Origin of the sequence: Chryseolinea soli (assembly GCF_003589925.1) — a bacterium.
Classification (GTDB): domain Bacteria; phylum Bacteroidota; class Bacteroidia; order Cytophagales; family Cyclobacteriaceae; genus Chryseolinea; species Chryseolinea soli.
This window is the reverse complement of record NZ_CP032382.1, coordinates 631,141-656,471: the sequence shown is the minus strand read 5'-3', so window position 1 is coordinate 656,471 and position 25,331 is coordinate 631,141. Positions and strand designations below refer to the sequence as shown.

The window sequence follows — 25,331 nt, the reverse complement described above, 5'->3', positions numbered from 1 at the left end:
GTATAGAACTTTTAGAATAAAGGCATCGCGTTCAAACGGAGCGCGATGGCCTTTTGGTGGATAAAGTTAATGTACGGAGCGCCTTCTTCCATCTCGTGGATGCGGGAATATACTTCCGTGCCATCTTCGAGGTTCTTCAGGCAGATAACTTCCGACACATTGATGAATTCCCACTTCACCTTTTTCATGTTGTCGTTGTAGAAGGTGTCTTCCTCGTGCAGGCCGATCATGCGGGCTTTGAGGAAGGCTTCTTCTTTGGTTTCGGCGGCTACCAGCCGGAGTTGTTCGTCGAACTGTGCTTTCGAGCTTTGTTCGGCTGAAATGTTGAAGACGATTTTTGTGATGTACCAGTTCATAAGGATTACTTGTAGGATGATTAAAATGGTTTGCATAGGAATAACGATCGAGGGGTTTGGAATTGGACAGGAATCCGGTTAAAAACTCCTGATCTCAATACCACCGAACACACACGTGCCTTCCAGGACCAGGACCTTGGTTTCGTCATAGACCATGCCGGGCTGGATATGACGCTTATCTTCTATAGAGCCGAACACGGTCACCAGTTCGTCGGCTTGGATCTTCCAGTGCGGGGGTACCACCAGTTTGGTGCCGCCAAAGACTTGCACCACTTCCAGGTTCACGCGGCCGTTGATGTCGGCTTGACTCATGTTGAGTTCCAGGCCGCCGAACATGCACACGCTTTCGCCGCCTTTAAAGTCCTTGCTGATCACGTTTTTTTTTGTTCCACCGAAGATGGATACTGAATCGATGGTGTCGCCTTCTACGGGCTTGCCTTCGTGGTAGTAGTTATATTGACGTTCCCACTTTCTTTTCCAACGCTCCTCGTTCCACCGTTGGTGGCGGAAGCGACGGCGGGGCTTGAACATGATGCCGATACCGATCAGGATGATCACGGTGGGCCAGAAAAATCGCCACACATCAAGGTCGATATGCTCGCGGCTGAGCAGGAATGCACCGATAGCGATCGGAATGAGCCAGCCAAAGCTTTTGAACGAATGACGGGCGCCTACATACAAGCCCAGGACGATCAGGAGCGAGGGCCAGGTAAAGATCCATTCAGGAATATCGGCACCGACCTGGCGGGCCAGTAACAAACCACCGACAACCATCACCACGATGCCACCGAAAATCCGGCCCGAACGGTGACCTCCCCACTCGGGGCGGTTGTCTGTAACTTTTTTATCTTCTTCAGTTTCCATTTTGTTTTCCATTTGTATTTGATTTCTGATTCAAATAACGGCACGATTTGGCCCTGCGGCCATCGTAAAAAGGCCGGTTCCGGGCGGGGGTAGGTGAATGACGGATGGGCGTCGGTGAAAATTCCAGGTCAATTTTGCCCGGGGAGGGTGGGGTCGGCGAACCCGGCGGTGAACTTGCCAGATTGACCCGAAATGCGTTACCTTAATCGAAATTTCAAACGTCGTATGACCAACGAGGAACGCTTTACGAAAGTTATCGCCATGTTCGATGACTACAATCAGAAGGACCCTCATCTGGAATCGTGGCAGGGGCAGCAGATTCCGAAGGAACTGTTGTATGCCCAACGCATGAGCGAACGGTTGAAAAGCTATCTGCCCGATGCGCCCGAATACCTGGTGCTGGCCGCCCGCTGCCAACACATCGGGCGGTGGGAGATCCCACGGAACACCTATGCGATGGATCGGAAGGGCTACCTCCAATGGCGCAACCAACTCAAAGTGCACCACAGCAACATCGCCGACCGCATCATGCGCAGCTATGGCTATGACGACGAGACCATCCAAAAGGTGAAGTCATTGCTCGCGAAAGAACAACTTTTCCACCACCGCCCCGACATCCAGGCTTTGGAGGACGTGATCTGTCTCGTCTTTATTGAATTTTACCTCGAAGAATTTGCCACCAAACACGACGACGTGAAACTGGTGGAGATCTTGCGAAAGACGCTGCGCAAAATGTCGGCAAAAGCCATCGAAGCCGCGGGGAAGATCCCGGTTTCCGAACGGGTGGCCGCCCTCATCGGGCAGGCCGTAGCCAACAGCCTCTAGGCCGGCAGGTTTTTCTCCAGGTGCGTCAGCAGGTTTTCGGTGGAGCGGTCCAGGATCTCGAATACTTCCTGGAACTGCCGTTCGGTCCCGTAGTACGGGTCCGGCACATCCTCGCCCGGAGCAGTAGGGTCAAAGTTGCGCATCATCGCCACCTTGTCGCGATGGGCCGGGTCCTGCAAGAGGCGCAGCACATTTTGATGGTTGCTGCTGTCCATCACGAAGATGTGATCAAAATCCAGGAAGTCTTTGGAGGTGAACTGCCGGCCCAGGTGGTCGATGGCAATGCCGTTCTTTTTGGCGTTGGCGATGGTGCGGGGATCGGGCGTATCGCCAATGTGATAGTTGGCCGTGCCACACGATTCCACCAGGAAATGCTGATCCAGGTTCCGGCGGCGGACCTTATCCTTGAAAATGGCTTCCGCCAGGGGCGAGCGGCAAATATTGCCCAGGCAAACAAAAAGTACTTTTACTTTATTCATAGTCAAAATCAGCACAAAAACCGGTTATTTCAGTAAATCATCCCAAAATAAACACCCGGGTGGTTACGAAAGAAACGGCTGCGCTATTAATCGGTGCATTAGTATACTTTTTAAGTAACCTTTTGATTTGAAAAGCCCCTCTCGCTCAGGAGGAGGCTTTTCTATTTTTAGGGCCTGGATTCTTTTTAGCTTTGTCTGAAACACAACCCGCTATGGAATTCATTATCGTCACCGAGCAATACGCTCCCGCCGTCGCCCTCATTCAACTCAATCGTCCCAAAGAACTCAACGCCCTCAACCGCCAGCTCATGGAAGAAGTGCGCGATGCGTTGAAGTTGTTGGATGCCAACGCGAACGTGAGAACCATCATCATCACGGGCAACGAACAGGCCTTCGCGGCCGGCGCCGACATCAAACAAATGGCCGATATGTCGGCCATCGATATGTTGCTGATCGACCAGTTTAGTACGTGGGACCAGATCCGGAAAACGAAGAAGCCGGTCATCGCCGCAGTGTCTGGCTTTGCCCTGGGGGGAGGATGTGAATTTGCCATGACTTGCGACATGATCGTCGCTTCCGAAACGGCCACCTTTGGCCAGCCCGAGATCAAGATCGGCACGCTGCCCGGAGCAGGTGGCACGCAACGCCTCACGCGGGCAGTAGGCAAAGCCAAAGCCATGGAGTTGATTTTGACCGGGCGCTTTATGCCGGCAGAAGAAGCACTGGCCCACGGGCTGATCAACAAGATCGTCCCGGTTGAAATGTATTTAAAAGAAGCGGTGGCATTGGCCCAGGAAATTGCCCGCATGTCGCCGGTGGCCGTGCAGTTGGCGAAAGAAGCCGTGAACCGTTCGTTCGAAACGTTGCTGGATGAAGGCCTGGCGTTCGAACGCAAGAACTTCTACTTGTCGTTTGCCTCTGCCGACCAAAAAGAGGGCATGAAGGCGTTCATCGAAAAACGGAAACCGAACTACACAGGAAAATAAAAACGCTTAGCGAACCGTGACGCCTAGCCCTACCGAAACGGTGCTAAACTTTTGCAAGGTATAGTCGCCCGAGAGATAGATGGGACCAAGATTCAGACGCATGCCGGCCGTGGCGCGGAAGCTGTTGTTCTTGAAACTCATGGCCACCGGGTCTACACTGGCCGGGGTAACCGGGGTGACGGGGACGAATGCATAGGAGCCTTTCACATCGGCCGTGGTCTTCACGGCGTTGTAGCCCAATCCACCATAAAAAGTAACCATCGCGATCTTCTTCGAGATCAAGGCTTGCATCAGCCAGGCGTTCATGTTGTAGTGCAGCTCCTGTGGTTTGGTGGCATCGCCCGAAGCCACATAGCCGGCAATGTTGGTTTTGCCTTTGAGGTTGGTGTAGCCCACCATCACCGAAAGGTCAAAGGGGAGATGTTTGATCCCGGGGATGTGTTGTTTGATGTCGTGCAACACGCCGAAGCCGAGGTATTTCACTTTGGTGTCGCCGGCACTCACTTCCGGCATCCACCGGATCTTCAGGTCGGTGCTCTTCACGATGCCGATACCCAATTGAACGGTGGGGGCCAGGGCGCCGCTGATCTTGAAATTATCTTTGAAGTCCAAGCCTTTGGGACCACTGAAGGTGACGGATTGTCCTCCGTAGGTCGAGGCATAGGTCGTGGCATCTTTGGGACCTACCAGGGTCGGGGCGTTGCCGCTGGTGGGAGAGACGAGGGTCGTGGTTTTTAGTCCCAGCTCGGAGGGCCGGAAGTAGTTGTTGGAAGAGGGAATGAACACGCCATTCACCGAAACCCCCAAGTCGAAGCCCAAGGTTTTGTGTGCTTTGGCAGTGGTGAACCAGCCGCCGTTGAAGCCATAGGAGGCAGCCGTGATCATGGGCGAGAGATAGGCACCCATGAGCTTGCCCGCATCTTCGGGGCCGGCCTTCAGATAGTCGCCGATATCGGTTTCGCTTTGGGCATAGAGGGAAACAGAAACGCTTATGGACAGTACGAGAAGAAAGCTCTTGCGTGCAATTAACTTCATAGGATGGTTTTTAAATTTAAAAATAAAGATTTTATAGATAGTGAGGGCCCTGGGGTTGAAATTTAAGTGTCTTCTGGCCGCGCCATGGTCTGGGTTCTCCCCAAGTTGTCTATTTTTGATGCTGCATGATCATACTGTATAATCTCGTCCTTTTAGTGATGCGCGCCGGCTATAACATAGCCGCCCTTTTTCATAACAAAGCCCGGGCATTTGTAACCGGAAGAAAAGACGTCTTTACCAAACTCGGCGACTACTTTCGTCAAAACCACGCCAAGGTGGTTTGGGTGCACTGTGCATCGCTGGGCGAATTCGAGCAGGGCCGGCCTCTCATCGAGTCGATAAAAAAAGAATATCCGCAAACAAAAATATTGCTCACCTTCTTTTCACCATCGGGCTATGAGGTGCGCAAGAATTATGACCAGGCCGACTTTATCGGTTATCTGCCCTGGGATTCGGCCGCAAACGCGGAGCGATTCATTTCCATCGTAAAGCCAACGCTGGCCGTATTTGTAAAGTATGAATTCTGGCATCATTATGCCAAGGCGTTGAAACAACACCAGATTCCGCTGCTATCCGTATCGTCGATCTTTCGCGAAGAACAAATGTTCTTTAAGCCTTACGGCGGATTTTATCGCGGCATCTTAAAGAACTTCTCTTACTTCTTTGTACAAAACGAAACGTCGTTGCACTTGCTGAAATCCATTGGTATTGATGCCTGCGCGGTGGCGGGCGACACGCGGTTCGACCGGGTCTATGCCATCGTGAAGCAAGGCGGTGAAATTCCGGTCGCCCGGCAGTTCAAAAGCGATCAGAAAACCTTCGTGGTGGGAAGTTGCTGGCCGGAAGATTTCGAAGTGCTCACACCCCTCATCAATGAAAACCGGATCAAGTTCATCATCGCCCCGCACGAGATCACCGAAACCTTTATGGCGGCGATGGAAAGCTCCTTACAGGTGAAGTCCGTTCGTTTTTCGCAAGCGGCCGGTAAGCCGTTGGAAGACTATCAGGTGCTCATCATCGACAACATCGGCATGCTTTCGCGATTGTATCGCTATGGAGAATTCGCCTTTATTGGTGGTGCCTACGGCAAGGGACTGCACAACATCCTGGAGGCCGCCTGCTACGGTGTGCCCATCTTCTTTGGGAACAAAGACTATGAGAAATACCAGGAGGCCGTGGACCTGATCAACCGCGGTGGTGCGTTCGAAGTACGCGACTATACGGACCTGAAAGCCAAATACGAGATGCTGAACTCGCCTGAGACTTTTTTGCTGGCGTGTGAGGTGACGCGGCTCTACGTGGAAGAAAACCTGGGCGCTACGGAAAAGATCATGCACTATTGCCGAACTTTACTGGCATGATGGAAGGCCTGGTCCTACGCTCCACCGGTTCATTCTACGAGGTGCTTGCCCCCGATGGAAAAATACACACCTGCAGGGTGCGGGGCAAGATCCGGTTGGAGGGCATCAAAGAAACCAACCCCGTGGCTGTGGGCGACCGCGTGTCGGTGGACCTGGAACACAACATCGGCTCCATCACCGCCATTCTCGAACGCAAAAATCACATCCTTCGGCAATCCGTAAAGAAGACGGGACACTCGCACGTGCTGGCGGCCAACGTGGACCAGGCACTGCTGGTCGTGACGTTGACGTTTCCCAGAACATCGCTCGGCTTTATCGACCGCTTCCTGGTGAGCGCCGAATCGTTTCGTATTCCACAAGTGATCTTGTTCAACAAGAAAGACATGCTGGATGAAGAGGGGAAGCAAAACGTGCAGGAACTTATGGAATTGTATATGGGCATTGGTGTCGCCTGTTTTTCGATCTCGGCATTACATGAAGACCAGGACGTGCTCCGGGATATTCTTCGCGATAAAGTGACGTTGATCGCCGGCCACTCCGGCGTGGGGAAGTCAACCTTGCTCAACAAGATCGCCCCGCATATCAAACAAACCGTCGGCGACGTGTCCGACTTTTCATCCAAAGGAACCCACACCACCACGTTTGCCGAAATGTTCCCGCTCGATGAGAAGACGTATGTGATCGATACCCCCGGCATAAAAGAATGGGGTTTGGTGGATATGAATGCCCAGGAGATCTCTGATTATTTCCCGGAGATGCGCGAGGTTCGGCTGGAGTGTAAATTCGGTGCGCGCTGCATCCACGTGAACGAACCGCAATGTGCTGTGGTCGACGCGATACGGGCGGGGAAGATCGCGTTGAGCCGCTATGAAAATTATCTGAGCATGGTGATGGGACAAGATAACCGGAGGTAAGCCGTGATTGTTTCTCAAGAACAGCAGGCAAAATGAAATACACCGTAAACAACACAGACCTTTCCTATGAAATCACCGGTCCACGCGCCTGGGGCGAAGAACGCGTCTTATTGAATGAAGCGGTCAACCTGACAGCAGCAACACCGTGGAGCGCCACAGGTTTTTCGATTGAACCACTTTTTGACGCGGCAACCTATTCTACGTTCACCTACAACACGCGCATGTTGTTGCTGAAAAGCTGGCGTGAAGGCGGGCTGGCTTTGGACGATGATTTTGATTTGGAAAAATATCACACCCAGGTCAGCGATTTTGACGCGCATTTAAAAGCCATAGAAAGGACCAAGCTGCTCTCCACAAAAGATTTCCCGGTGCCGGTGCGCATGGTGGAGGATCGCATCTCGGAACTTTGCCAGGTGTCGTTAGAAGCAAAAAATCCGTTTGACGGCCAATCCATTTTTCACTTTCGTGTGATCCGTCCCCAGCAAGCCGACAACAATCCCCTGCACCGCGATGTTTGGCTGGAAGATTATGATGATTGCATCAACCTCTATATCCCGATCGCCGGCAGCAACGCGCAGTCGTCGCTCATTCTCGTCCCGGGAAGCCACCGTTGGCCGGAGTCTCGCATTGAAAAGACAGTCGAAGGAGCGGTGATCAATGGCGTGCGGTTTAACGTGCCGGGGGTGACCGACATCCGCGGTCCCTACCAGGTGAAGCGCCCCGATCCCGGGGTGAATGAAGTGCTTGTCTTTTCGCCCTATCTCATCCATGGCGGGGCCATCAACCTAAACCTGGATCAAACCCGGATCTCCATCGAAATGCGTTTGTGGAAACGCTAGTAGCGCCACCGTTGATAGAAGAGGCGCAATTGCGCGAGCGGTAATTTGGATTTCATCAGCCCCAGCAGGAGCCGGTCGCCTTTCGAGGGCGGTTCGAGGGCCGCGAGCAGGTCGTAGAAAAGTTTAGCCTCTTTATGGTTCTCCGAAAATACCGATTGCCGCAGCTCGTATCGTACCCGTTTTAACAATGCCTGTTGGTCACCGGCATCGCGGTTCAGGTGTTGCGCTTTCCGGCAGACGAGGTAGGTCGAGTGCAATTGCGGATCGCCCCGCCGGTACCATCCCGAAGAAAGCGACTGGTGTTTGCGCCGGATGTGGGTGAGCCGGTCGGGGAGGAATGCGTATTTATAGTGACGCGCCGAACGCACCCAAAAATCAAAATCTTCATAGGCCAGTGTTTCGTCATAGCCCTGCAGTTCGTCAAACACTTTTTTGCGGACCAGCATCGTGGGAGATGCGATGAAATAGGTGCTCAGCACATCGCGATAGACATCGCCTTGCGGAATATTCGTCAGCAATTTTTTGGCGAAAAGATAGTCGTAGTGCTGGCGAAACACCTGGCCCCGGGGGTCGATATAATTCGCGTCGGTGAAGATCACGCCGTAGGACGGATCGAGTTGGGAGAAAAGTTGTACTTGTTTTTCGACGCGCCCGGGGAGCATCACATCGTCGGTGGCAAAATCGACGATGTATTCGCCGGTGGCCAGGCGCAGGCCTTGGTTGAAGGCTTTGCAGTTGCCCAGGTTTTGAGGGAGGGCCAGCAGTTGGACGTTGGGATGTGGGGCGATGGTGCGGCGGATCACGTCAACGCTGTTGTCGGTGCTGGCGTCGTCTACAACAATGATTTGAACATTCGGGTAGGTTTGGTCGAAGACCGACTTCAGGGCTTCTTCCACATAGGCAGCGTGGTTGTAGCAAAGACAGACAATGGAAACCAATGGCCGTTCCATCAGGAGAAAGTTTTCTCGAAGGTAAGCTTTGGCGTGGGGATGCCACCCAACCGCATTTTAAAATCCAGCAAACCGAAATTGGGCTTGCCTTCCACAGCTGATGTTCCCAGGTCCAATAGCGTGAGGTTGTACAGCGTACAATACGAATACAGGCCTTCGATCAGGAATACCACCGGGCTGAGATGGTCATAGGCGCTGTCGTGAGCCGAATAGAAATTATACAACACGCGATCGTTGACCACGATGGAAATTCCTGCTGCTACGAGTTGATCGTCCTGGTACACGCCAAACAAAAGGTAGCGTTCGGGGAATCTTTCGGCCACGCGTCGGATCTCTTCCAGGGGCATGGAAAGTGAATAGCCTTTTTGTTTTCGGCTGGCCAGTATGAAGTGGTAGAGCGTGTCCAGGTTGTCGGGTGTCAACTGGCGGCATTGCAGGGCGGAGGCCAGGGCTTGTTTGAGTTTCCGCTTTTCCCAAGGGTCGAGGTGTTCTTCAAATTTTCCATCCACGGGAATGACCGCACCCGTCTCTGCGTTGGCCGCGCGATAGCCAAGGTTTAGGAGGAATGTTTGAAGCAGGGCTTCGCGGCGGGGCGCATAGGCGGCGGGCGAATGTTTGATCACCACCTTTTGAACGCCTGCTTTCTTGATCTCCCCTTCGACAAACAGAAGAAATTCAAATAAAACTTGGGAGGGCAGATCGTCTGCACAGTCCACCGAACCAAAGGGTGCGCGCAACGGGCTTTGTGCAACATTTTCATCCACGTAAAAATGAATACCCGCTACCGCCGTTTTTTCTTTTGCGTGGATGACAAAAAAGGAATGCCAGCCCGACGGCGATTGCAGCAGCCGGTAGGGTGCGGTGTTGAATAACGATTCGTCGAAATCGAGGCGGATGTTTGCGGGTAGCGGTCCGTTGTGAAAAATGTAGTCTCCCAATTAGTACGGTATTCCTAGGCGTTTATAAATAAAATGCATGAGCCACGCCGGTCCGATGAGCAGGAATTGTATGTCTTTCAAAAAGGAGGGCTTTTTGCCTTCCACCTTGTGCCCGTAGAACTGACCTACCCAGGCCACAAAGAAGGTGACCAGGCTCACCATCCACAGCGGCGCAATGTCGACGCTCACAATTAACCGGATCATGAACAGGCACAGCAACCCAAACAGGGCCATGCCAATGGTCAAAGGTATGGAAAGCGTCACATAATACAGAAGCACCAGCACCAGGCTCACCCCAGCCCAATTCGCATACGGGTTGCCCTGTCCCAGCACCGACTGCACGGCCTGGGAAGGGATGGAGGCAATGAGCCCCACCACGCTAAAAAAGATCAGGGGTACGCAGATCCAGTGAATGGCCTTGTTGGTGGCATCCTGGTGGCTTTCGCCGTATTCGTTGAAAAGCAGGTCGATCTTGCGCATAACTTTCAGGTTTGGTTATAGGCAATTTACGCGATTACCAGGTTTTTTCAAACGATTGCAGGCTAGGCGACGACCTTCGTTTTCACGCTCGCCCACTTCTTGATTTGCCAGTGGATCCTGCCCGTGGTGAGGTGTTTTCCCTCCAGATCGTGAATTTTTACTTCGCAGGTAACGACAACGGCCTCCTGTCCGTTGAGAGGGGCGGTGATGTTCTGGGCGATCCACTCGGGCGTCAAAGCGAAGTCGGCCACCGCATCCATCTTGCCCTGGTAGTGATACTCCATCTCCAGGCGCTGCATGATGACGCGATAGGTGTCGAAGCCCAGGCGTGAAATGAGCAGAAAGCCGGTGGCGTATTCCGACAGTGTGGCCAGCGCGCAGGCATGAAGCCCGCGAATGTGATTAAAATTTTTCCGCTTGTACGGTATGCTGATCCGCACGCGATAATCTTCGAGGTGCGTGACCGTGAAAGCGTGGGGTTTGTTGAAGGGGATCATGCGGAGCAGGCCTTGGTTGAGCACCCACAGGTGAAACGAAGATCGTTTTGCACGCTCCAGATATTTGCTGATGTTCATAGGTGAAAAAAAATTGACCTCGGAAGTTAGCTGAAAAATATATTCCTTTAATAACCCTTTCTATCATGAAGAAGCCCTTTCTTTTGTTCCTGCTGCTGGCCCTGGCCATGTCGCTCTGTGCGCAGGTGGAGGTATGGGAACAAAAGTTGAAGGACATGCCCCGCGACACGCAGCGGGTGAATTTGTTAAACCGCCTGGCCCGGTTGCACTACAACACCGCCCCGGAACGCACCCGCTATTATGCAGAACGCGCCCTGAAGCTGGCCGATTCGCTTCACTATACACGGGGTTTGGCGGAGGCCTATAAAAACCAAAGCCTGCTGTTTCGTTTAAAGGGAGAGAATACGCGCGAGCTGGAAACCTTGCTGCATGCCTTGCAATTGTTCCAATCACTCAACGATTCGCTCAGCATCGCGCAAACCTATACCGACATGGGCGCGGCCCATCACCAGGAAGGGGACTTCAAAGCCGCCCGCGATCAATACATGAAAGCCCTCGACATGCAACGAGCTTTTCGCAACACGGAAGGCATCGCGCTCACGCTTCGCAAGATCGGTGTCCTGGAAACGGACATGAAAAATTATGCCCAGGGTCTGGAAGCGTTCGAGCTTGCCCTGAAACTGGAACGCGAAGGTCACAACGCCGAGGGCATCGCCAATTTGCTCAACAATATTGGTGTTGTCTATTATGAAATGGGCGAATACGGCAAGGCGTTGCAACACTACGAATCGTCGCTGGCGCTGTTTCGCGAGACAAACAACCTGAACCGGTTGCCGGCAGCCTATCACAATCAAGCCCGCGTGTATCTGGCGCAAGGCAACGTAGCACGGGCTTTGCAACTGGCCAGCCTGGGCCTGCCCATCGCCGAGCAAACCGACAACCGCATGGCGTTGCTGGAGTCTTATCAATTGCACACCGACATTTATTCGGCCCGCCATGACTACGAAAAAGCATTCGACTACCTGCAACGCAGCGAAATCTTGAAGGACTCCCTCGCCGGCGCGCGAAGCCATATCCGCTATGCGCAATTGAAAGCGCTCATCGAGACCGAGCGCAAAGAGCAGGAGATCGACTTCCTGAAACAAGAACGCGCCTGGACCCTGTTCCGGCAAAAGATCGCCTATGCGGGCCTGGCGTTGGCGTTATTTATAGGGGGCATCATCATCTATTATCAACGCAACACGATCCGCACCAAAAAAGAGCTGCTCAAGAAAAACGACCAGGTGCATGCCGCGCGACAAGCCTTACTCACGCTGGAACTGGAAAATAAAAAGCTGCAGGAAGGCCAGCTGCAACGTGACCTGGAGTTTCGCCATAAAGAACTGCTCACCTACACGCTCAATCTCGTGCAGAAGAACACCATCATGGAAAATCTTCGAGAGGGCATCCACGAGCTGCTGAGCACCAGCGACAAGAATTCCAAAGCCAAGATCTCCAAACTCATCAAGGTGATCGACTACAGCCTGGAAACGGAGAAGGATTGGGATGAATTCAAGATGTATTTCGAAAAAGTGCATTCTTCTTTTTTCGAACGGCTCAAACAGCAATACCCCGACCTAAGCCAGAGCGACCTGAAACTTTGTTCGCTCATCAGCCTCAACCTGAGCATGAAGGAGATGGCCGAGTTGATGGGCATTTCGCCCGAGAGCGTGAAAATGGCGCGACACCGGTTGCGCAAAAAGCTGAATATTCCCACCGAAGAGAACCTGGCAGATTTTGTGGCTTCGTTTAAAAGTAGTTGAATATCAATTACTTGTGAGATCTGTAAACCAATTGTATACGACCTTTTCTTTTGGTAAGCCCAACTTTCTTTAGCGTCATCCAGTAGAAGGATGCAGAAACTAAATCCCTTTCAACCATCCTTATTTATTATGACCGAAAGACAAATCCTTCTCGTGAAGAACTCGTGGAGCTATGTGGTGATCAACTCCCAGGAAGCCGGCGAGCTCTTCTACAACCGCCTCTTTGAAGTGGCACCTGCCGTGAGGTCCATGTTTAAACACGATCAAAAAGAGCAAGCCCGCAAGCTCATGAACATGGTGACCCTCATTGTGACCAAGCTTCAAAAGCTGGACGACATCATGAATGAAATAAAGCAGCTGGCCCAGCGTCACGGAAAATATGGCGCCCAACCCCAGCACTACAAGGTAGTGGGCGAATGCCTGTTGTGGACGCTCGAGCAGGGCCTCGGCGATAAATGGAACGATGAATTGCAAGAAGCCTGGACAACCGTCTACATCACCTTGTCGGCGGCCATGATCAAAGGACAGTTGGCCGCGGCCTGACCGGGTTCGTCACGGTCAGCCTGTCTGAAAAAAAGAATCTCTCGAAAAAAACCTCTCTAAATAACCCTCCTAAGCCTGCACGGGAATTTTCCTGTACAGGCTTTTTTTTACCCATGAAAAAGAAATTTAACTTCCTCGACCTCGTATTGATGCTTCCTGCCTTAATCGCATTAATTTACGGCATCATTTCAATTCACTAAGGCATGAAAAAAGTAATTGTACTCGGTGCCGGCCTCGTTGGAAAGGCCATGGCCATTGACCTTTCTAAAACCTTTGACGTTACCTCGGCCGACATCAACGAAGAGGCCCTCGGCTTTGTCGCGCAACACGGCATTAAAACCCAAAAAGTGGATTTCACCAACCTAAGCCAACTGGCCGCCGCGTTGCAGCCGTTCGATCTGGTGGTGGGTGCCGTTCCCGGATTCATGGGGCTGCAAACGGTGCGCACGGTGATTGAAGCCGGCAAAAACATCGCCGACATTTCTTTCTTTCCGGAAGATCCCTTTCAACTGGATGAACTGGCAAAAAAGAAAAACGTGACCGTCATCACAGACTGTGGCGTGGCGCCCGGCATGGGAAACATCATCCTGGGTTATCACTATCACCGGATGAAGATCACCGACTACGAATGCCTGGTGGGAGGTCTACCGGTCGTGCGGGAATGGCCGTATGAATACAAGGCTGTTTTTTCGCCCATCGATGTCATTGAAGAATATATCCGGCCGGCCCGCTATGTGCAGCAAGGCGCCGTGATCGTGAAGGAAGCTTTGTCGGATCCTGAACTCATCCATTTTGACGGCGTGGGTACGCTGGAGTCATGGAACTCGGATGGACTGCGGTCGCTGATCAAGACCATGCCGGGTATTCCCAACATGATCGAGAAAACGCTGCGCTATCCCGGTTGCATCGAATACCTGCGCGTGTTGCGCGAATCCGGATTTTTCTCCTATGAAGCCGTAGACATCAAAGGCGTGAAAGTCCGCCCGATCGACGTGACGGCGAAATTACTTTTCCCCAAATGGAAATTAAAACCCGGCGAGGAGGAGTTCACCGTGATGCGCATCCGCATTGTGGGCGAGGAGAACGGAAAACCGAAGACCTATCAATATAATTTGCTCGACCGCACCGATAAGGCCACCAACACCTTGTCGATGGCACGCACCACCGGATACACCTGCACGGCAGCATTGAACCTCATTGCCAACGGCACGTTCGATCGCAAGGGCATTTGCCCCCCGGAATATGTGGGCGAGAAGGAAGAGAACTTCCAGTTTGTGGTGAACTACCTGAAGGACCGTGGCGTGCACTACGGCATTCAGCAGCAATAAGCATAGGGGAGAAGATCAGGCCTTCGCTTTGTTCGCGAGTTTGCTCTTCCAATAGCCGTAGCTGAAATAGATCGCCAGTCCAAAGGCCATCCACCCGAAGAAAACTTTCCAGCTGAAGACGGGGATCTCGATCATGAGATAGCAGCAGCACAGCAACCCCAACACGGGGATGAGGGAAAGCTTGCGCAGAAACGAAAAGAGGGTGATCGCGGCAGCGATCAGAATGAAAATAAGGAACAAGATTTCCTGGTGCGCCTCATGGGTTAGGTTGGTCACCGAGCCCATCACGCGCTCGCGAAAGCCGTAGATAAAAATAATGAACAGTACAGGCACCACCCATTGACCGTTGATGTAGGGGAGGTTGAATCCATTTGTTTTTTCACGCCGGGGCAACATCAAAACGCCGCCACACACAATGGCAAAGGCGAACAAGGTGCCAATGCTGGTGAGGTCGGTCATCAATGCACTGCCTACGAACAGGGAAGGAATCGCTACAATAACACCCGTGATGATGGTGGAGAACCCCGGGGTTTGAAATTTAGGATGGATATTGCCAAAGCGTTTTGGCATCAGCCCGTCGCGGCTCATGCTCATCCAGATGCGGGGCTGTCCGATTTGGAAAACCAGGAGCACGCTGGTGGCGGCCACCACGGCGCTCACCGAAATGAAGAAGCCGATCTTGCCTTGGTTGATGTGTTCAAATACATAAGCCAACGGATCGGCTACCGCATCGAATTCCGAGTAGTTCACCATGCCGGTAATGACCAGGGTCACCACCACGTAGATGATCGTGCAAATGATGAGCGAGTAGATCATGCCCCGCGGCAGATCGCGTTGGGGATTGGCACATTCTTCGGCCGTAGTCGACACGGCATCAAAACCGATGTAAGCAAAGAATACCGCGGACACGCCTTTCAATACGCCGGTAAATCCATTGGGAAGGAAAGGTGTCCAGTTATCTGTGTCGATATAAAAAATCCCGATGCCGACGATGAAGGCCAACACCACCAATTTAAGACCCACCATAAAATTGGCGCTGCTGCGGCTTTCGCGGATGCCGATAAACGCGAGGATGGTGATGAGGATGATGATCACAAACGCGGGGATGTTGCAGATGATCCGGTAGCCGGCAAACAACGGCGCCGTAGTCCACGCCAATCCATCGGTGGGGCTACCGGCTTTCACCGCTGCATCATACATAGTTTCGGCGGTGAACGGATCGGTGGCCAGCCAGGTGGGTAGGTGCATTCCCACGCCTTCCAGCAGGTTCACAAAATAGCTGCTCCAGGAAATGGATACCACCACGTTGCCAATGCCATATTCCAAGATCAATGCCCAGCCAATGACCCAGGCCGTGATCTCACCAAACGTTACATATGAATAGGTGTAGGCGCTGCCGGCCACGGGCACGCGCGAGGCGAACTCGGCATAGCAAAGGGCCGTGAACCCGCAGGTGACGGCCGTGATGAGGAAGAGGAAGATCACCCCAGGCCCGCCGTCGAAGGCCGCCTGGCCGATGGTGGAAAAGATGCCCGCGCCAATGACCGCCGCAATGCCCATCGAAGTGAGGTCTCTCACCCCCAGGATCTTCTTCAATTCCGGTGCGCTATGGCCGTCAACGGGTCCGGAAGTATCGTTTAGGATGGAGGTTAGAGATTTTTTTCTAAAAAGGGAATTCGACATTCAATTTGAGTTAGGCGGCCTCAAAATAGTTGATTTTTTTGACTTAACTTAGGGCACCCATGGCGGGTATTTTTTTGGCACCGGTTTTATCACGATTTTTTGATGCATTTACCGAAAGAAGAGCACCCGGATGTATCGGGTCACCAGGGACCCAAGGTCACCATCACATCGGAGGAGGTTAACCAGCTTCCCTTGCGCGCTTTTGAGGGGAAAGTAAGCGTCATCACCGAGCCCTCCAAGCTTTCAGCCATGCAAAAGGAAATCGAGAAGCATGATGTGCTGGGCTTCGACACCGAAACACGCCCCAGCTTCAAGCGCGGCCAGACCTACAAGGTAGCCCTGCTTCAACTGGCCATCCCAGGCAAGGTCTTCCTCATCCGCCTCCACCAGACCGGCTTGCCCGAAGAGATCGTGTCCATTTTTGAGAACACCAACATCATCAAAGCCGGCGTAGCCATCCACGACGACATCAAGGCCCTGCAAAAACTGAATCGCTTTCAACCCATATCGTTTATAGAACTGTCGACCATGGCCAAGGCTTCGGGCCTGCAGGTGGAAAGTGTAAAAAAACTGGCCGGCTTGCTGCTGGGATTCCGTATCTCCAAGAGCGCGCAAACCTCCAACTGGGAAGCTCCCACGCTCACCGAAAAGCAGATCGACTATGCCGCCACCGACGCCTGGGTGTGCCTGGAAATATATCATCACCTCCTGCGCAACTACTTTCACGTGAAAGCGTAAACAAGAGCTTAACCGCTTTTGCATGATCGCCAAAATCCTCGAAAAACAAACGCTCTCCGCCAACTGGTACAAGCTCTACAAATACACCTATTCTTTTACCGATAAACACGGCAACGAGCTCATCCAAAGCCGCGAGGCCTACGATCGTGGAAACGGCGCCACCATCCTACTCTATAACAAAGCACAACACACCGTGGTGCTGACACGCCAATTCCGTCTGCCCACCTTTGTCAACGGCAACGACGACGGCATGCTCATCGAAGCCTGCGCCGGTTTGTTGGACCTCGACAATCCCGAAGACTGCATCCGCCGCGAAACCGAAGAAGAAACCGGCTATCGCGTAGCCCACGTCCGCAAGATCTTCGACGTCTACATGTCGCCCGGCTCCGTGACAGAGATCCTCTACTTTTTTGTGGGAGAATACACGGCCGATCAAAAAGTAGCCGAAGGCGGCGGCGTAGATGAAGACGAAAACATCGAAGTACTCGAACTGGATTTCGACAAAGCCTACAACATGATCGCCACCGGCGAAATCAAAGACGCCAAAACCATCATGCTCCTCCAATACGCCAAACTGAACAACCTCGTTTAGCTCAACTCAACATCACCGCAACGGAAATAATCTTGAGTTCGTGGTCTTTGTACTGACTACTGACTACTGGCTACTGACTGTCAACAGGAGAGTACAGGTTAGGTCGATTCGCGAATATTATTATCTTGGTTCGCATATAACCGACAACCCACCATGCGAAGCATCTCCTTACTCTTTCTGCTGCTGGCCGCAACGCTAAGCCTGCAGGCCCAGACCCTCACGATTCGCGACCTCACTTGCGAACATCAGAATAATCCGCTCGGCCTCGACGTAGCCGTCCCAAGATTTGGATGGAAGCTCGTCTCGGGGCAACGCGGCACGATGCAAAAATCCTACGAGCTGCGCGTCGGCACGGACGACAAAGCGCTTGTGAGAGGACAAAAAATCCTCTGGCAAAGCGGGCCCGTAGCTTCCGATCAATCGGTGCTTGTGGCCTATGCCGGTCCGGCACTCACCTCACGCCAACGTTACTACTGGCAGGTGAAAGTTGCCGACAATAAAGGGAACTCCTCCGCGTGGAGCGAAGTGAAGTATTGGGAAATGGGTTTGCTGAAATCTTCCGATTGGACCGCGCGCTGGATCGAATCCGATCTTCCCGGCGACACCGTGAACAGCCCGGCGCCGATGTTGAGAAACAATTTTACGCTCAAGAAAATGGTGAAATCGGCTAGGCTGTATATCACCTCGCATGGTCTTTACGAATGCTACATCAATGGTCAACGCGTAGGCGATCAATACCTCACCCCAGGTTGGACCAGCTATAACAAACGCCTTCAATACCAGGTCTATGATGTTACCAGCCTGGTAACAAATGGTGCGAATGCCGCCGGCGTTATCCTCAGCGACGGATGGTACAGAGGCAATCTGGCCTGGGAAAACAATCGCAATATTTATGGCAAAACGTTAGGCCTCCTGTTTCAATTGGAGGCGACGTATTCCGATGGCAGCAAAGAGATCATCACCTCCAACGAACAATGGAAAAGCTCCACCGGTCCGGTGACCCGTGCGGGGATCTACTACGGCGAAGCTTATGATGCACGGCTGGAGAAAAAAGATTGGGCGATGTCGGGTTATGCGGCAAGCGATTGGCATGGTGTGCGCGCGGTCAATGTATCGAACGACAACCTGGTTGCATCGTATGCGCCCCCGGTAAAAAAACACGAGACCTTCAAACCAAAGTCATTGCAAGCGACGGTGCAAGGGGAACAGATTGTGGACTTCGGACAAAACCTGGTGGGTTGGGTGCGTTTCAAAGTGAATGGCAAGGCTGGCGACAAGATCGTTGTCCATCATGCCGAGGTATTGGATAAGAAAGGAAATTTCTACACCGACAATTATCGCGCAGCCCAGGCTGAGATCGTGTATACCCTGAAAGGTGGAGGCGAAGAGATCTTCGAACCTCATTTTAGTTTCTTTGGCTTTCGCTATGTGAAGATCACGTCTCCCAGCAAACTCACGGCCGACCAGGTTACAGCCGTGGCTGTGTATTCAGACATGGCGCCCACGGGTAACTTCACCTCCTCCAATCCACTGATCAACCAACTTCAACACAACATCCAGTGGGGACAAAAAGGAAACTTCGTAGACGTGCCCACCGATTGCCCCCAACGCGACGAGCGCCTGGGATGGACGGGCGACGCGCAAGCTTTCTCGCGCACGGCAACCTTCAACATGAACGTGGCGACCTTTTTCAATAAGTGGCTGAAAGACGTTGCGGCCGACCAGGTGAAGAACGGACGCGTTCCGTTTGTGATCCCCAATGTGCTGGGCGATAGCGCCTCGGCGTCCACGGGTTGGGCCGATGCGGCGACCATCATTCCTTGGAATGTCTATTATGCGTATGGCGACAAGCGCATTCTCGAACAACAATACGAAAGCATGAAGGCCTGGGTTGGCTACATGGAAGCCCGCAGCCGGAATGATCTTTGGAACCGGGGCTTCCACTTTGGCGACTGGCTCTTCTACCGCCCCAACGACGACACGGATGGCCGCTCCGCCGTGACCGACAAATATTTGATCGCACAATGTTTCTGGGCAAACTCCACACAGATCATGCTCAACACCGCGAAAGTGTTGGGCAAGGAAGATGATGTGAAGCACTATACCGAATGGCTAAAACGCGTCAAAGATGCCTTCCTCAAAGAATACATGGCCCCCAGCGGACGCCTTGTGGCTGGCACACAAACGGCCTATGTGTTAGCGCTGAACTTCGACATGCTACCAGAAAACCTGCGCGCCCAAGCCGCCGAGCGCCTCGCGCAAAACGTGAAAGACTATGACAATCACTTAACCACCGGTTTCCTGGGAACGCCCTATCTCTGCGAAGTGCTGACGCGCTTTGGTTATACCGATGTGGCGTATAGCCTGTTGCTCCAGGAGACCTATCCTTCGTGGTTGTACCCGGTAAAGATGGGTGCCACCACCATCTGGGAGCGCTGGGATGGCATCAAGACCGACAGCACGTTTCAAACGCCGGGCATGAACTCGTTCAACCACTATGCCTATGGCGCCATCGGCGATTGGATGTACCGCCGCGTGGCCGGCTTGCGCGAAACGGCGCCGGGCTACAAAGAGCTGATCATCGCACCCCAACCCGGCGGCAATTTGAAAAACGCCACGGCCGAACTGGAGACATCCTATGGCCCCGCCAAGTCGGCATGGAAGCTCGAGAATGGAGTGTTTACGCTCACGGCCGTGATCCCCGCCAACACCACCGCACAAATCGTCCTGCCCGATGCAGCGGATGCTTCGGTGACCGAAGGCGGAGTTGACGTCGGCAAAGTAAAATCCGTTACGGCCATGACGAAGGAGGGTACGAGTGTGCGGTTAACGCTGGGGTCGGGAACGTATACGTTCACCTATGGCATGAAACAGTAGCCCTGATCTTCCCACGCTACAACTGAATGAAATAACCCCGTCCGCCAGCTGGCGGACGGGGTTGATGTATTGCCTTGGCCGTGACCCAAAGGCCACGGTTATTCGTTGTCGGCTATATATTGGGTTACCGGCTTTTTTCGTTTCTTTTGAATAAAAGTCACTTCAAATGAAATTACTCCGGGGAGTAGGCTGTCTCCTGGTCATCCTGTTGGTCTCAACGCGTTGTTCGGATGACGATCAGCCGAAGGTCGATGTTTCCAGCGGCAAGCTGATCGAATCCATTAGTGCCGGCACGACAACGGCGGCGTCACTTAAACTCCTGGTGACCGTCTCCGGTTATAAGATCGACGCTTCCATTTTCAAACACGACGTTGAAGTATTCCAAGTCAAGTACCACACCACGTTTCAAGGGGAAGACATTACCGCTTCCGGCCTGATCATTTTGCCGCAAACCGATGCGTCGATCAGCATGCTGAGTTTTCAACATGGAACCACTACGTTGGCCAGCGACGCGCCCTCGGTGCAATCGACGGGGAGTTTCGATGTGCTGTTGTACAGCGCCATATCCTCGGCTGGTTTTGTGGCGGTGATCCCCGACATGATCGGCTTTGGCAGCAGTAGCAATACTTTTCATCCTTACTACGTGGAGGAACCCACAGCCCGCGCCGTTTCAGACCTGATCGTTGCCGCCCAAGAATTGGCCGACCAAAAGAAACTTGCCTTTGACGGAAAACTGTTTCTGGCCGGCTATTCCCAGGGAGGCTACGCCACCATGGCCGCACACAAGGCCATTGAATCCGAACCCATCGCGGGCATGACCCTTGTCGCTTCATTTCCTGCAGCGGGAGGATTCGATTTGAAGGGGATTCAGGAATATCTGTTTTCGCAGAACGAATACGCCGACCCGTATTACCTGGCCTACTTGGTGAACAGTTATCAATTGTACTATAAAGAGAACAATCTGCTGAAAGATTTTTTTAAAGAACCGTATGCCTCTGCTATCCCGGGTCTTTTCGATGGAGAACATGCGCCAAGTACAATCGATGCGCAGCTTACAACGTCAATGAAGGATCTTGTTTCGGGTGATCTGCTCACGGGGATTGGCACCGAACCGCGTTTTAATTATATCGTTACTTTGCTTAATAAAAATTCGCTGGTCAATCAATGGTATCCTAAGAGTCTGATGTATGTGTATCACGGGCTTGATGACACAACGGTGCCGTACAATAATTCTGAATCCACTTATCAAAAGCTGATCGCCAACGGGGCTTCCACAGAACAACTTCATTTGATCTCGCTTCAGGGAGATCATGGATCAGCTATAAAACCGTATGTCGAGGATCTTGTGCCAAGACTGATGGCGTTGCAATGAGAAGACGTGGTTGTGGCATCCCACAAATTTAACCGCAATAGCGCCATAACTTATTGATGTTCATAATGGGAATCAACTACCTCCTGACCTGTATAGTTGGGGCCAGCCTGATCATCCGCGCCGACGTATCTGAATGGAATATTTAAGGAACGATGTCCTCTTACAGTGAGCAGGTGTCGCTTGTTGTTATAATCTAATTCATTGTCGCGAAGCCAAGCCGATATGTCCTTGTAAAAATTTTTCTGCGACGGACTTTTGAAATTGTGGAGATCCAGATTGGCAATAAATGTTCCATCGGGCGTTAGTAAACTACATGCTTTTTGAATGCCGCTTAGCTTATCACCTATATAGTGTAGGCCATGTACACAGGTTACCAGATCAAATTTTAAATTCGTATCAAGACTTAAAAAAGACCCTGTAAAAAGTGTAATTGAGTTACAGTCGGCGGGTATCGGGTCATAGGTATCTACCAGGTCGATACCTGCCAAGTGAAAGTGATGATCAGGAAATCGAGTTTTTAGATGCTGCGCGGTTTGAATGAGTGCCCTGGCTCTACCGCAACAGATATCCATCCATCCCACGGAACTCAGTTTTTTAGAGCGTTCAGTCAGAAATTCGATAGGGGATAGCCAGATATCGCGTTCGTAGCTATTTACCCCTACGGCATTGCGTTCTCTGTTCATTCGGTTATTGGCTACAATAGGCGAAAGTTCGAGACGATCATTGAGGAGGAGGCTCATGGCAGGCTTAGCAGTTGAACAGGGATAATGAATGGGGCATGATGGATGAGTGTGATCAACGAGATTAAATCTAAGAACAATTGGCGAAGGCCGTGTTCATCTAATTGCTATTAAATCTATTGAACGACCTCCAATACTTGTCCTTGTAGATGTCGTACTGGATATTAATAGAGGGATAGTCCTTGGTCAATTGGTGTAAAACTTTAGAAGGTTTTCGGAAATCCTTACAGGCAAAATAGACTTCTCTCGAGTTGTCGGCTGTCTGCCGCCCGATGTTCAAGTAACCGTCAGCGTCTTTCAGCTGTTCAAGTGCCTTTTCCTCAATTTCATTGAGTAGCTGATAGGTTGTCTCGTCTGGCATACCCTTGAATTGTCCATCATATTGTATTTCCAATGTTGCGATCCAAGGATGCGATGCTTTCTTGTCCCAGTTGAGTATGTCTCTGTTAATGGTGGCAATGAGTTTGTTGCCGTTCTCCAATTCAGCTTCTAGAATTGCGAATTCAGCCGTGTCGGTGTTTTGTAATGTCCCTTCATATTTTTCAATGAACTCCTTTTGCCGCCAGAGCAAAAAATCCCTTAGTTTTTCGATTGGTATCAGTGCCTTTTCTGCCTGTCCCCTTCCAATTACTTTTACATTATCAATTGTGGTGACTAAATTCAATTCGCCAATGAAATTGTCTAGAAAGATATATATTCCATTGGTAATGGAGGATTTGTCGTCTTCATTGTAGTCTTTGTGAACGATTGTAATGTCTATTTCATCCGGATAGTCTTTCACGTCATTGGGATAAAAGGATAAAGAATCACTGTCATGCGTGTAACCGGCCATGTCAAGTTGAACATTCTTTATGTCCACGGGAGGTTTTAAGGATGTAAAGGTCCAACCAGGAATAGCGGGTGCGGCGTGTACTAACTCCTCAACAAAAACAATATTCTTGATATTTCCATCCGGTGTCAGAATTAATTCAACTGTATTGTCGTCTAACATCCCTGTCAGATAAAAGAAACCGTCTTGCAGTTCGTTGAGTTTTGGCGATAACTTATCAAAGAATTCCTTCTCGATATTCTTATGATTCTTTACAGCTTTGAAAAATCCTCGTTCATTTTCTTGAAACCACTTCCAAAAGTCATTGTATGTTCTTATGGGCTCTTGCTTTGTTCCGAATAGTCGTTTTAGTATACTCATTTGTTGATCTTATTTCAATAGGACTAGTTCAATTTTTTTACGAAATGCTGAAAATAAATCGAACGAAAAACCGGAGGCTTTAACTAAATTCTGAATTTGTTTGTGATTTCTATTTAGAATGTGCCGGCAGACCAAATTAGTAATTAATTATCAAACGTTTTCCAATCCAGATCTTCACAGTGCCATAAATAATCCCCTGCTTCGTTTAAAATTCCTTCAATGCCTTAAGTCCTTCCAGAAAGAGCGTGGAGAGCGGATGGGGGGACAGGATATAATAAGAGGTGGTGGCCCGTCAACTTTGTTGGTGAAGAACACCAACAAGGGCGGTGGATAAGAGGAAGGACGAGGTGATTTTACTTACACTCAACAATGTAGTATAATAAGCCCTCATATAATGTAAATGAACCATCACCATTCTCTAAAGCATTCAATCGAAGTATAAATTTGCCCTTTCGATCGATCGTCAAATTAATGAACCCTTTCTGAAATGCTCTGTCCTCGACATTGGTGGGTGAAAACCATTCATCTCTGTCAAGATCGTACAACTTCGCTAGCCAAAGATATTCTTTTGTTGTACTCAAGTCGATGGTAACCGTATTATCCGTTGTTCTGTAATAACCCTTTTGAGGGTAGCTTTTGACGAGCTGCATTTCAATAAAGGACCTTGTATAAATTGGTAAATTTTTAAATTCAGTTAGGCTTATATTCTTGCCGAGCAGTGTCCACTTGGAATTTTCGGGATAGTGACTTAGTATAAAAATGTCCGGGGAGGTCTGGAACCAGAAGTCAACTACCTTCTTTGATAGGTCAGAAGCCCATGTAACATCAAACAGATACCACTTGTCATTTAGCTTAACAGCGTTCCATGCGTGATTAGCCTCTTCAACAATAACGGTCTGTAAATCGCCCCTTCCATAGCCACCGACAACCTCGCTCTCAATTTTAGTTTTTGTCAGCATGTACTTAAATAGATGCGAATATCCACTGCAAACTCCCCGCCTGAATTTATACGTGTCTGCTATTATAGCTTGGTCTGAGGGGTACTTTTTCCAAAAACCAGTTTCAGATCCGGCATAGTCATACTTAATATTCTTGGCGATCCAATAATAGATCGCCCTGGTCTTCAAAGTCGGACTAGCAAAAGGCTTTGTGAGCGTTATAACGAGCTTCTCTATCGAAACATTCTTGCGTAACTGAAGTCCGTCTACATAGGAATCGACCTCATCAAATCCACCGTCTTGCGAAAGTGTCTGTTGGGAAATAAGTATTAGTGCTGTTAGAATGATTATTCTCATTGCAAAATTGCCGCCAACGCGATATAGGCGCAGTTTAATTTTATTTCAAAAAAGACACCTAATTTGCAACAGCGTCTGTACATTTTGCTATTATTAAAGAAGTTTTTACTTCGCAATTGTTTTGTCGTCAAACATTCGCCTAATCCAGAGATAAAGTTGTTGTTTGTTAACGGTGTTTGTTACATCATTCTTATTTTCATCGACTACATTCGTAAGTTGTCCGCCCCCAAAGTAATACGTTAGTTTCCGGGTCCTGTTATCGGCCGTTGTTATGCTGTCGACGATCGCGAAAAGTTCTGATCGTTCGTTGAAATAATATGTTCTTTTGATTTCTCCAATCTTAGTCCTTGAGTTCTGGGTCAATTTGCCTGAAAAGTTACTCTTGCCTTTTCTAGCGTAATGGGTCAGCTCAGTTATTTTGGTAGCGCTGTCGCTAAGTAATTTTAAGTCGTCCTCGTTGTTGAATTTAGTTACCTCATAGTTTTTGAAAGACTCAATCTCTGCTATTCTTTTGTCTGCTGTTGCCATTTGTCCAAAAAGCGAGAACGTGGAGATGCTTAATGTAAAGGAGAGAATTATTTCATTTTTCATTGATGTCTCTTGTTTCGGATTCGTGGAGGGCTCTATAAC

General features: G+C 50.8%; 25 protein-coding genes. 12 read left to right on the top strand and 13 right to left on the bottom strand.

Features of this window, described 5'->3' with window-relative positions; all coding sequences use genetic code 11:
* Window positions 1-11: 11 nt before the first annotated feature.
* Both D4L85_RS02575 and D4L85_RS02570 read right to left on the bottom strand, forming a co-directional pair.
* Window positions 12-356, bottom strand: coding sequence for a DUF4288 domain-containing protein (locus D4L85_RS02575; protein WP_160143499.1), 345 nt, complete (start codon window positions 354-356; stop codon window positions 12-14).
* A gap of 78 nt (window positions 357-434) precedes the next feature.
* Window positions 435-1,220, bottom strand: coding sequence for a LiaF transmembrane domain-containing protein (locus tag D4L85_RS02570; protein WP_160143498.1), 786 nt, complete (start codon window positions 1,218-1,220; stop codon window positions 435-437).
* A 225-nt stretch (window positions 1,221-1,445) separates the two neighbouring features.
* On the opposite strand from D4L85_RS02570, the gene D4L85_RS02565 reads away from it, so the two are divergent.
* On the top strand, window positions 1,446-2,045 hold the full coding sequence (locus D4L85_RS02565; RefSeq protein ID WP_119752852.1) for a DUF4202 domain-containing protein: 600 nt from the start codon (window positions 1,446-1,448) through the stop codon (window positions 2,043-2,045).
* Here D4L85_RS02565 and D4L85_RS02560 read toward each other — a convergent pair.
* Window positions 2,042-2,524 carry a low molecular weight protein-tyrosine-phosphatase gene (locus D4L85_RS02560; protein ID WP_119752851.1) on the bottom strand — a complete coding sequence of 161 codons (483 nt, stop codon included), beginning with the start codon at window positions 2,522-2,524 and terminating at the stop codon, window positions 2,042-2,044. The two genes, D4L85_RS02565 and D4L85_RS02560, sit on opposite strands and share 4 nt — an antisense overlap.
* 212 nt (window positions 2,525-2,736) lie before the next feature.
* Here D4L85_RS02560 and D4L85_RS02555 point away from each other — a divergent pair, with 212 nt between their 5' ends.
* Window positions 2,737-3,510, top strand: a complete 774-nt coding sequence (locus tag D4L85_RS02555) for an enoyl-CoA hydratase-related protein (RefSeq protein WP_119752850.1) — start codon at window positions 2,737-2,739, stop codon at window positions 3,508-3,510.
* Window positions 3,511-3,516: 6 nt separating this feature from the next.
* On the opposite strand, the gene D4L85_RS02550 is transcribed toward D4L85_RS02555, so the two are convergent.
* Window positions 3,517-4,545, bottom strand: coding sequence for a DUF6588 family protein (locus tag D4L85_RS02550; RefSeq protein WP_119752849.1), 1,029 nt, complete (start codon window positions 4,543-4,545; stop codon window positions 3,517-3,519).
* Between the two features lie 125 nt (window positions 4,546-4,670).
* Here D4L85_RS02550 and D4L85_RS02545 point away from each other — a divergent pair, with 125 nt between their 5' ends.
* The 3 genes from D4L85_RS02545 to D4L85_RS02535 are packed head-to-tail and all read left to right on the top strand — an operon-like array spanning window position 4,671 to window position 7,659.
* Window positions 4,671-5,906 (top strand): 3-deoxy-D-manno-octulosonic acid transferase, encoded by a 1,236-nt coding sequence (locus D4L85_RS02545; protein WP_119752848.1) that lies wholly within the window; start codon window positions 4,671-4,673, stop codon window positions 5,904-5,906.
* Window positions 5,903-6,820 (top strand): ribosome small subunit-dependent GTPase A, encoded by a 918-nt coding sequence (rsgA, locus tag D4L85_RS02540; RefSeq protein WP_119752847.1) that lies wholly within the window; start codon window positions 5,903-5,905, stop codon window positions 6,818-6,820. Before D4L85_RS02545 ends, rsgA begins: the two co-directional genes overlap by 4 nt.
* A 32-nt stretch (window positions 6,821-6,852) precedes the next feature.
* On the top strand, window positions 6,853-7,659 hold the full coding sequence (locus D4L85_RS02535) for a phytanoyl-CoA dioxygenase family protein (RefSeq protein ID WP_119752846.1): 807 nt from the start codon (window positions 6,853-6,855) through the stop codon (window positions 7,657-7,659).
* Here the strand turns inward: D4L85_RS02535 and D4L85_RS02530 are convergent.
* From D4L85_RS02530 to D4L85_RS02515, 4 genes are all read right to left on the bottom strand, one after another.
* Window positions 7,656-8,609, bottom strand: a complete 954-nt coding sequence (locus D4L85_RS02530; protein WP_119752845.1) for a glycosyltransferase family 2 protein — start codon at window positions 8,607-8,609, stop codon at window positions 7,656-7,658. The two genes, D4L85_RS02535 and D4L85_RS02530, sit on opposite strands and share 4 nt — an antisense overlap.
* The gene (locus D4L85_RS02525) at window positions 8,609-9,547 is read right to left on the bottom strand and encodes a GNAT family N-acetyltransferase (RefSeq protein WP_119752844.1); all 939 of its coding nucleotides are present in this window, start codon (window positions 9,545-9,547) and stop codon (window positions 8,609-8,611) included. Before D4L85_RS02525 ends, D4L85_RS02530 begins: the two co-directional genes overlap by 1 nt.
* Window positions 9,548-10,027: an Mpo1 family 2-hydroxy fatty acid dioxygenase gene (locus D4L85_RS02520; RefSeq protein WP_119752843.1), complete on the bottom strand. Its 480-nt coding sequence runs from the start codon at window positions 10,025-10,027 to the stop codon at window positions 9,548-9,550.
* 62 nt (window positions 10,028-10,089) lie between these two features.
* The gene (locus D4L85_RS02515) at window positions 10,090-10,602 is read right to left on the bottom strand and encodes a DUF4442 domain-containing protein (RefSeq protein WP_119752842.1); all 513 of its coding nucleotides are present in this window, start codon (window positions 10,600-10,602) and stop codon (window positions 10,090-10,092) included.
* A 65-nt stretch (window positions 10,603-10,667) separates the two neighbouring features.
* On the opposite strand from D4L85_RS02515, the gene D4L85_RS02510 reads away from it, so the two are divergent.
* The 3 genes from D4L85_RS02510 (at window position 10,668) to D4L85_RS02500 (ending at window position 14,215) form a co-directional block, all read left to right on the top strand.
* Window positions 10,668-12,344: a tetratricopeptide repeat protein gene (locus D4L85_RS02510; protein ID WP_119752841.1), complete on the top strand. Its 1,677-nt coding sequence runs from the start codon at window positions 10,668-10,670 to the stop codon at window positions 12,342-12,344.
* Window positions 12,345-12,473: 129 nt separating this feature from the next.
* Complete coding sequence (locus tag D4L85_RS02505; RefSeq protein ID WP_119752840.1) at window positions 12,474-12,887, top strand: globin family protein; 414 nt, start codon at window positions 12,474-12,476, stop codon at window positions 12,885-12,887.
* Between the two features lie 203 nt (window positions 12,888-13,090).
* Window positions 13,091-14,215: a saccharopine dehydrogenase family protein gene (locus tag D4L85_RS02500; RefSeq protein ID WP_119752839.1), complete on the top strand. Its 1,125-nt coding sequence runs from the start codon at window positions 13,091-13,093 to the stop codon at window positions 14,213-14,215.
* Between the two features lie 15 nt (window positions 14,216-14,230).
* Here the strand turns inward: D4L85_RS02500 and D4L85_RS02495 are convergent, their stop codons facing one another.
* Window positions 14,231-15,898: an amino acid permease gene (locus D4L85_RS02495; RefSeq protein WP_119752838.1), complete on the bottom strand. Its 1,668-nt coding sequence runs from the start codon at window positions 15,896-15,898 to the stop codon at window positions 14,231-14,233.
* A gap of 102 nt (window positions 15,899-16,000) precedes the next feature.
* Between D4L85_RS02495 and D4L85_RS02490 the strand changes: the two genes are divergently transcribed.
* From D4L85_RS02490 to D4L85_RS02475, 4 genes are all read left to right on the top strand, one after another.
* Window positions 16,001-16,636, top strand: a complete 636-nt coding sequence (locus tag D4L85_RS02490) for a 3'-5' exonuclease (protein WP_119752837.1) — start codon at window positions 16,001-16,003, stop codon at window positions 16,634-16,636.
* Window positions 16,637-16,658: 22 nt separating this feature from the next.
* Window positions 16,659-17,228, top strand: coding sequence for a GDP-mannose pyrophosphatase NudK (gene nudK, locus D4L85_RS02485; RefSeq protein ID WP_119752836.1), 570 nt, complete (start codon window positions 16,659-16,661; stop codon window positions 17,226-17,228).
* A gap of 153 nt (window positions 17,229-17,381) precedes the next feature.
* A complete protein-coding gene (locus tag D4L85_RS02480; RefSeq protein ID WP_119752835.1) occupies window positions 17,382-20,105 on the top strand; it encodes a glycoside hydrolase family 78 protein in 2,724 nt (907 codons plus the stop codon).
* 166 nt (window positions 20,106-20,271) lie between these two features.
* On the top strand, window positions 20,272-21,477 hold the full coding sequence (locus D4L85_RS02475; RefSeq protein WP_119752834.1) for an alpha/beta hydrolase family protein: 1,206 nt from the start codon (window positions 20,272-20,274) through the stop codon (window positions 21,475-21,477).
* Between the two features lie 50 nt (window positions 21,478-21,527).
* Here D4L85_RS02475 and D4L85_RS02470 read toward each other — a convergent pair whose 3' ends face one another.
* From D4L85_RS02470 to D4L85_RS02450, 4 genes are all read right to left on the bottom strand, one after another.
* A complete protein-coding gene (locus D4L85_RS02470; RefSeq protein ID WP_119752833.1) occupies window positions 21,528-22,217 on the bottom strand; it encodes a class I SAM-dependent methyltransferase in 690 nt (229 codons plus the stop codon).
* A 100-nt stretch (window positions 22,218-22,317) separates the two neighbouring features.
* Window positions 22,318-23,406 (bottom strand): DUF695 domain-containing protein, encoded by a 1,089-nt coding sequence (locus D4L85_RS02465; RefSeq protein ID WP_119752832.1) that lies wholly within the window; start codon window positions 23,404-23,406, stop codon window positions 22,318-22,320.
* A 353-nt stretch (window positions 23,407-23,759) separates the two neighbouring features.
* Window positions 23,760-24,701 carry a transglutaminase domain-containing protein gene (locus D4L85_RS02455; protein WP_119752830.1) on the bottom strand — a complete coding sequence of 314 codons (942 nt, stop codon included), beginning with the start codon at window positions 24,699-24,701 and terminating at the stop codon, window positions 23,760-23,762.
* Between the two features lie 105 nt (window positions 24,702-24,806).
* Complete coding sequence (locus D4L85_RS02450) at window positions 24,807-25,292, bottom strand: hypothetical protein (RefSeq protein WP_160143497.1); 486 nt, start codon at window positions 25,290-25,292, stop codon at window positions 24,807-24,809.
* Between the last annotated feature and the right edge of the window lie 39 nt (window positions 25,293-25,331).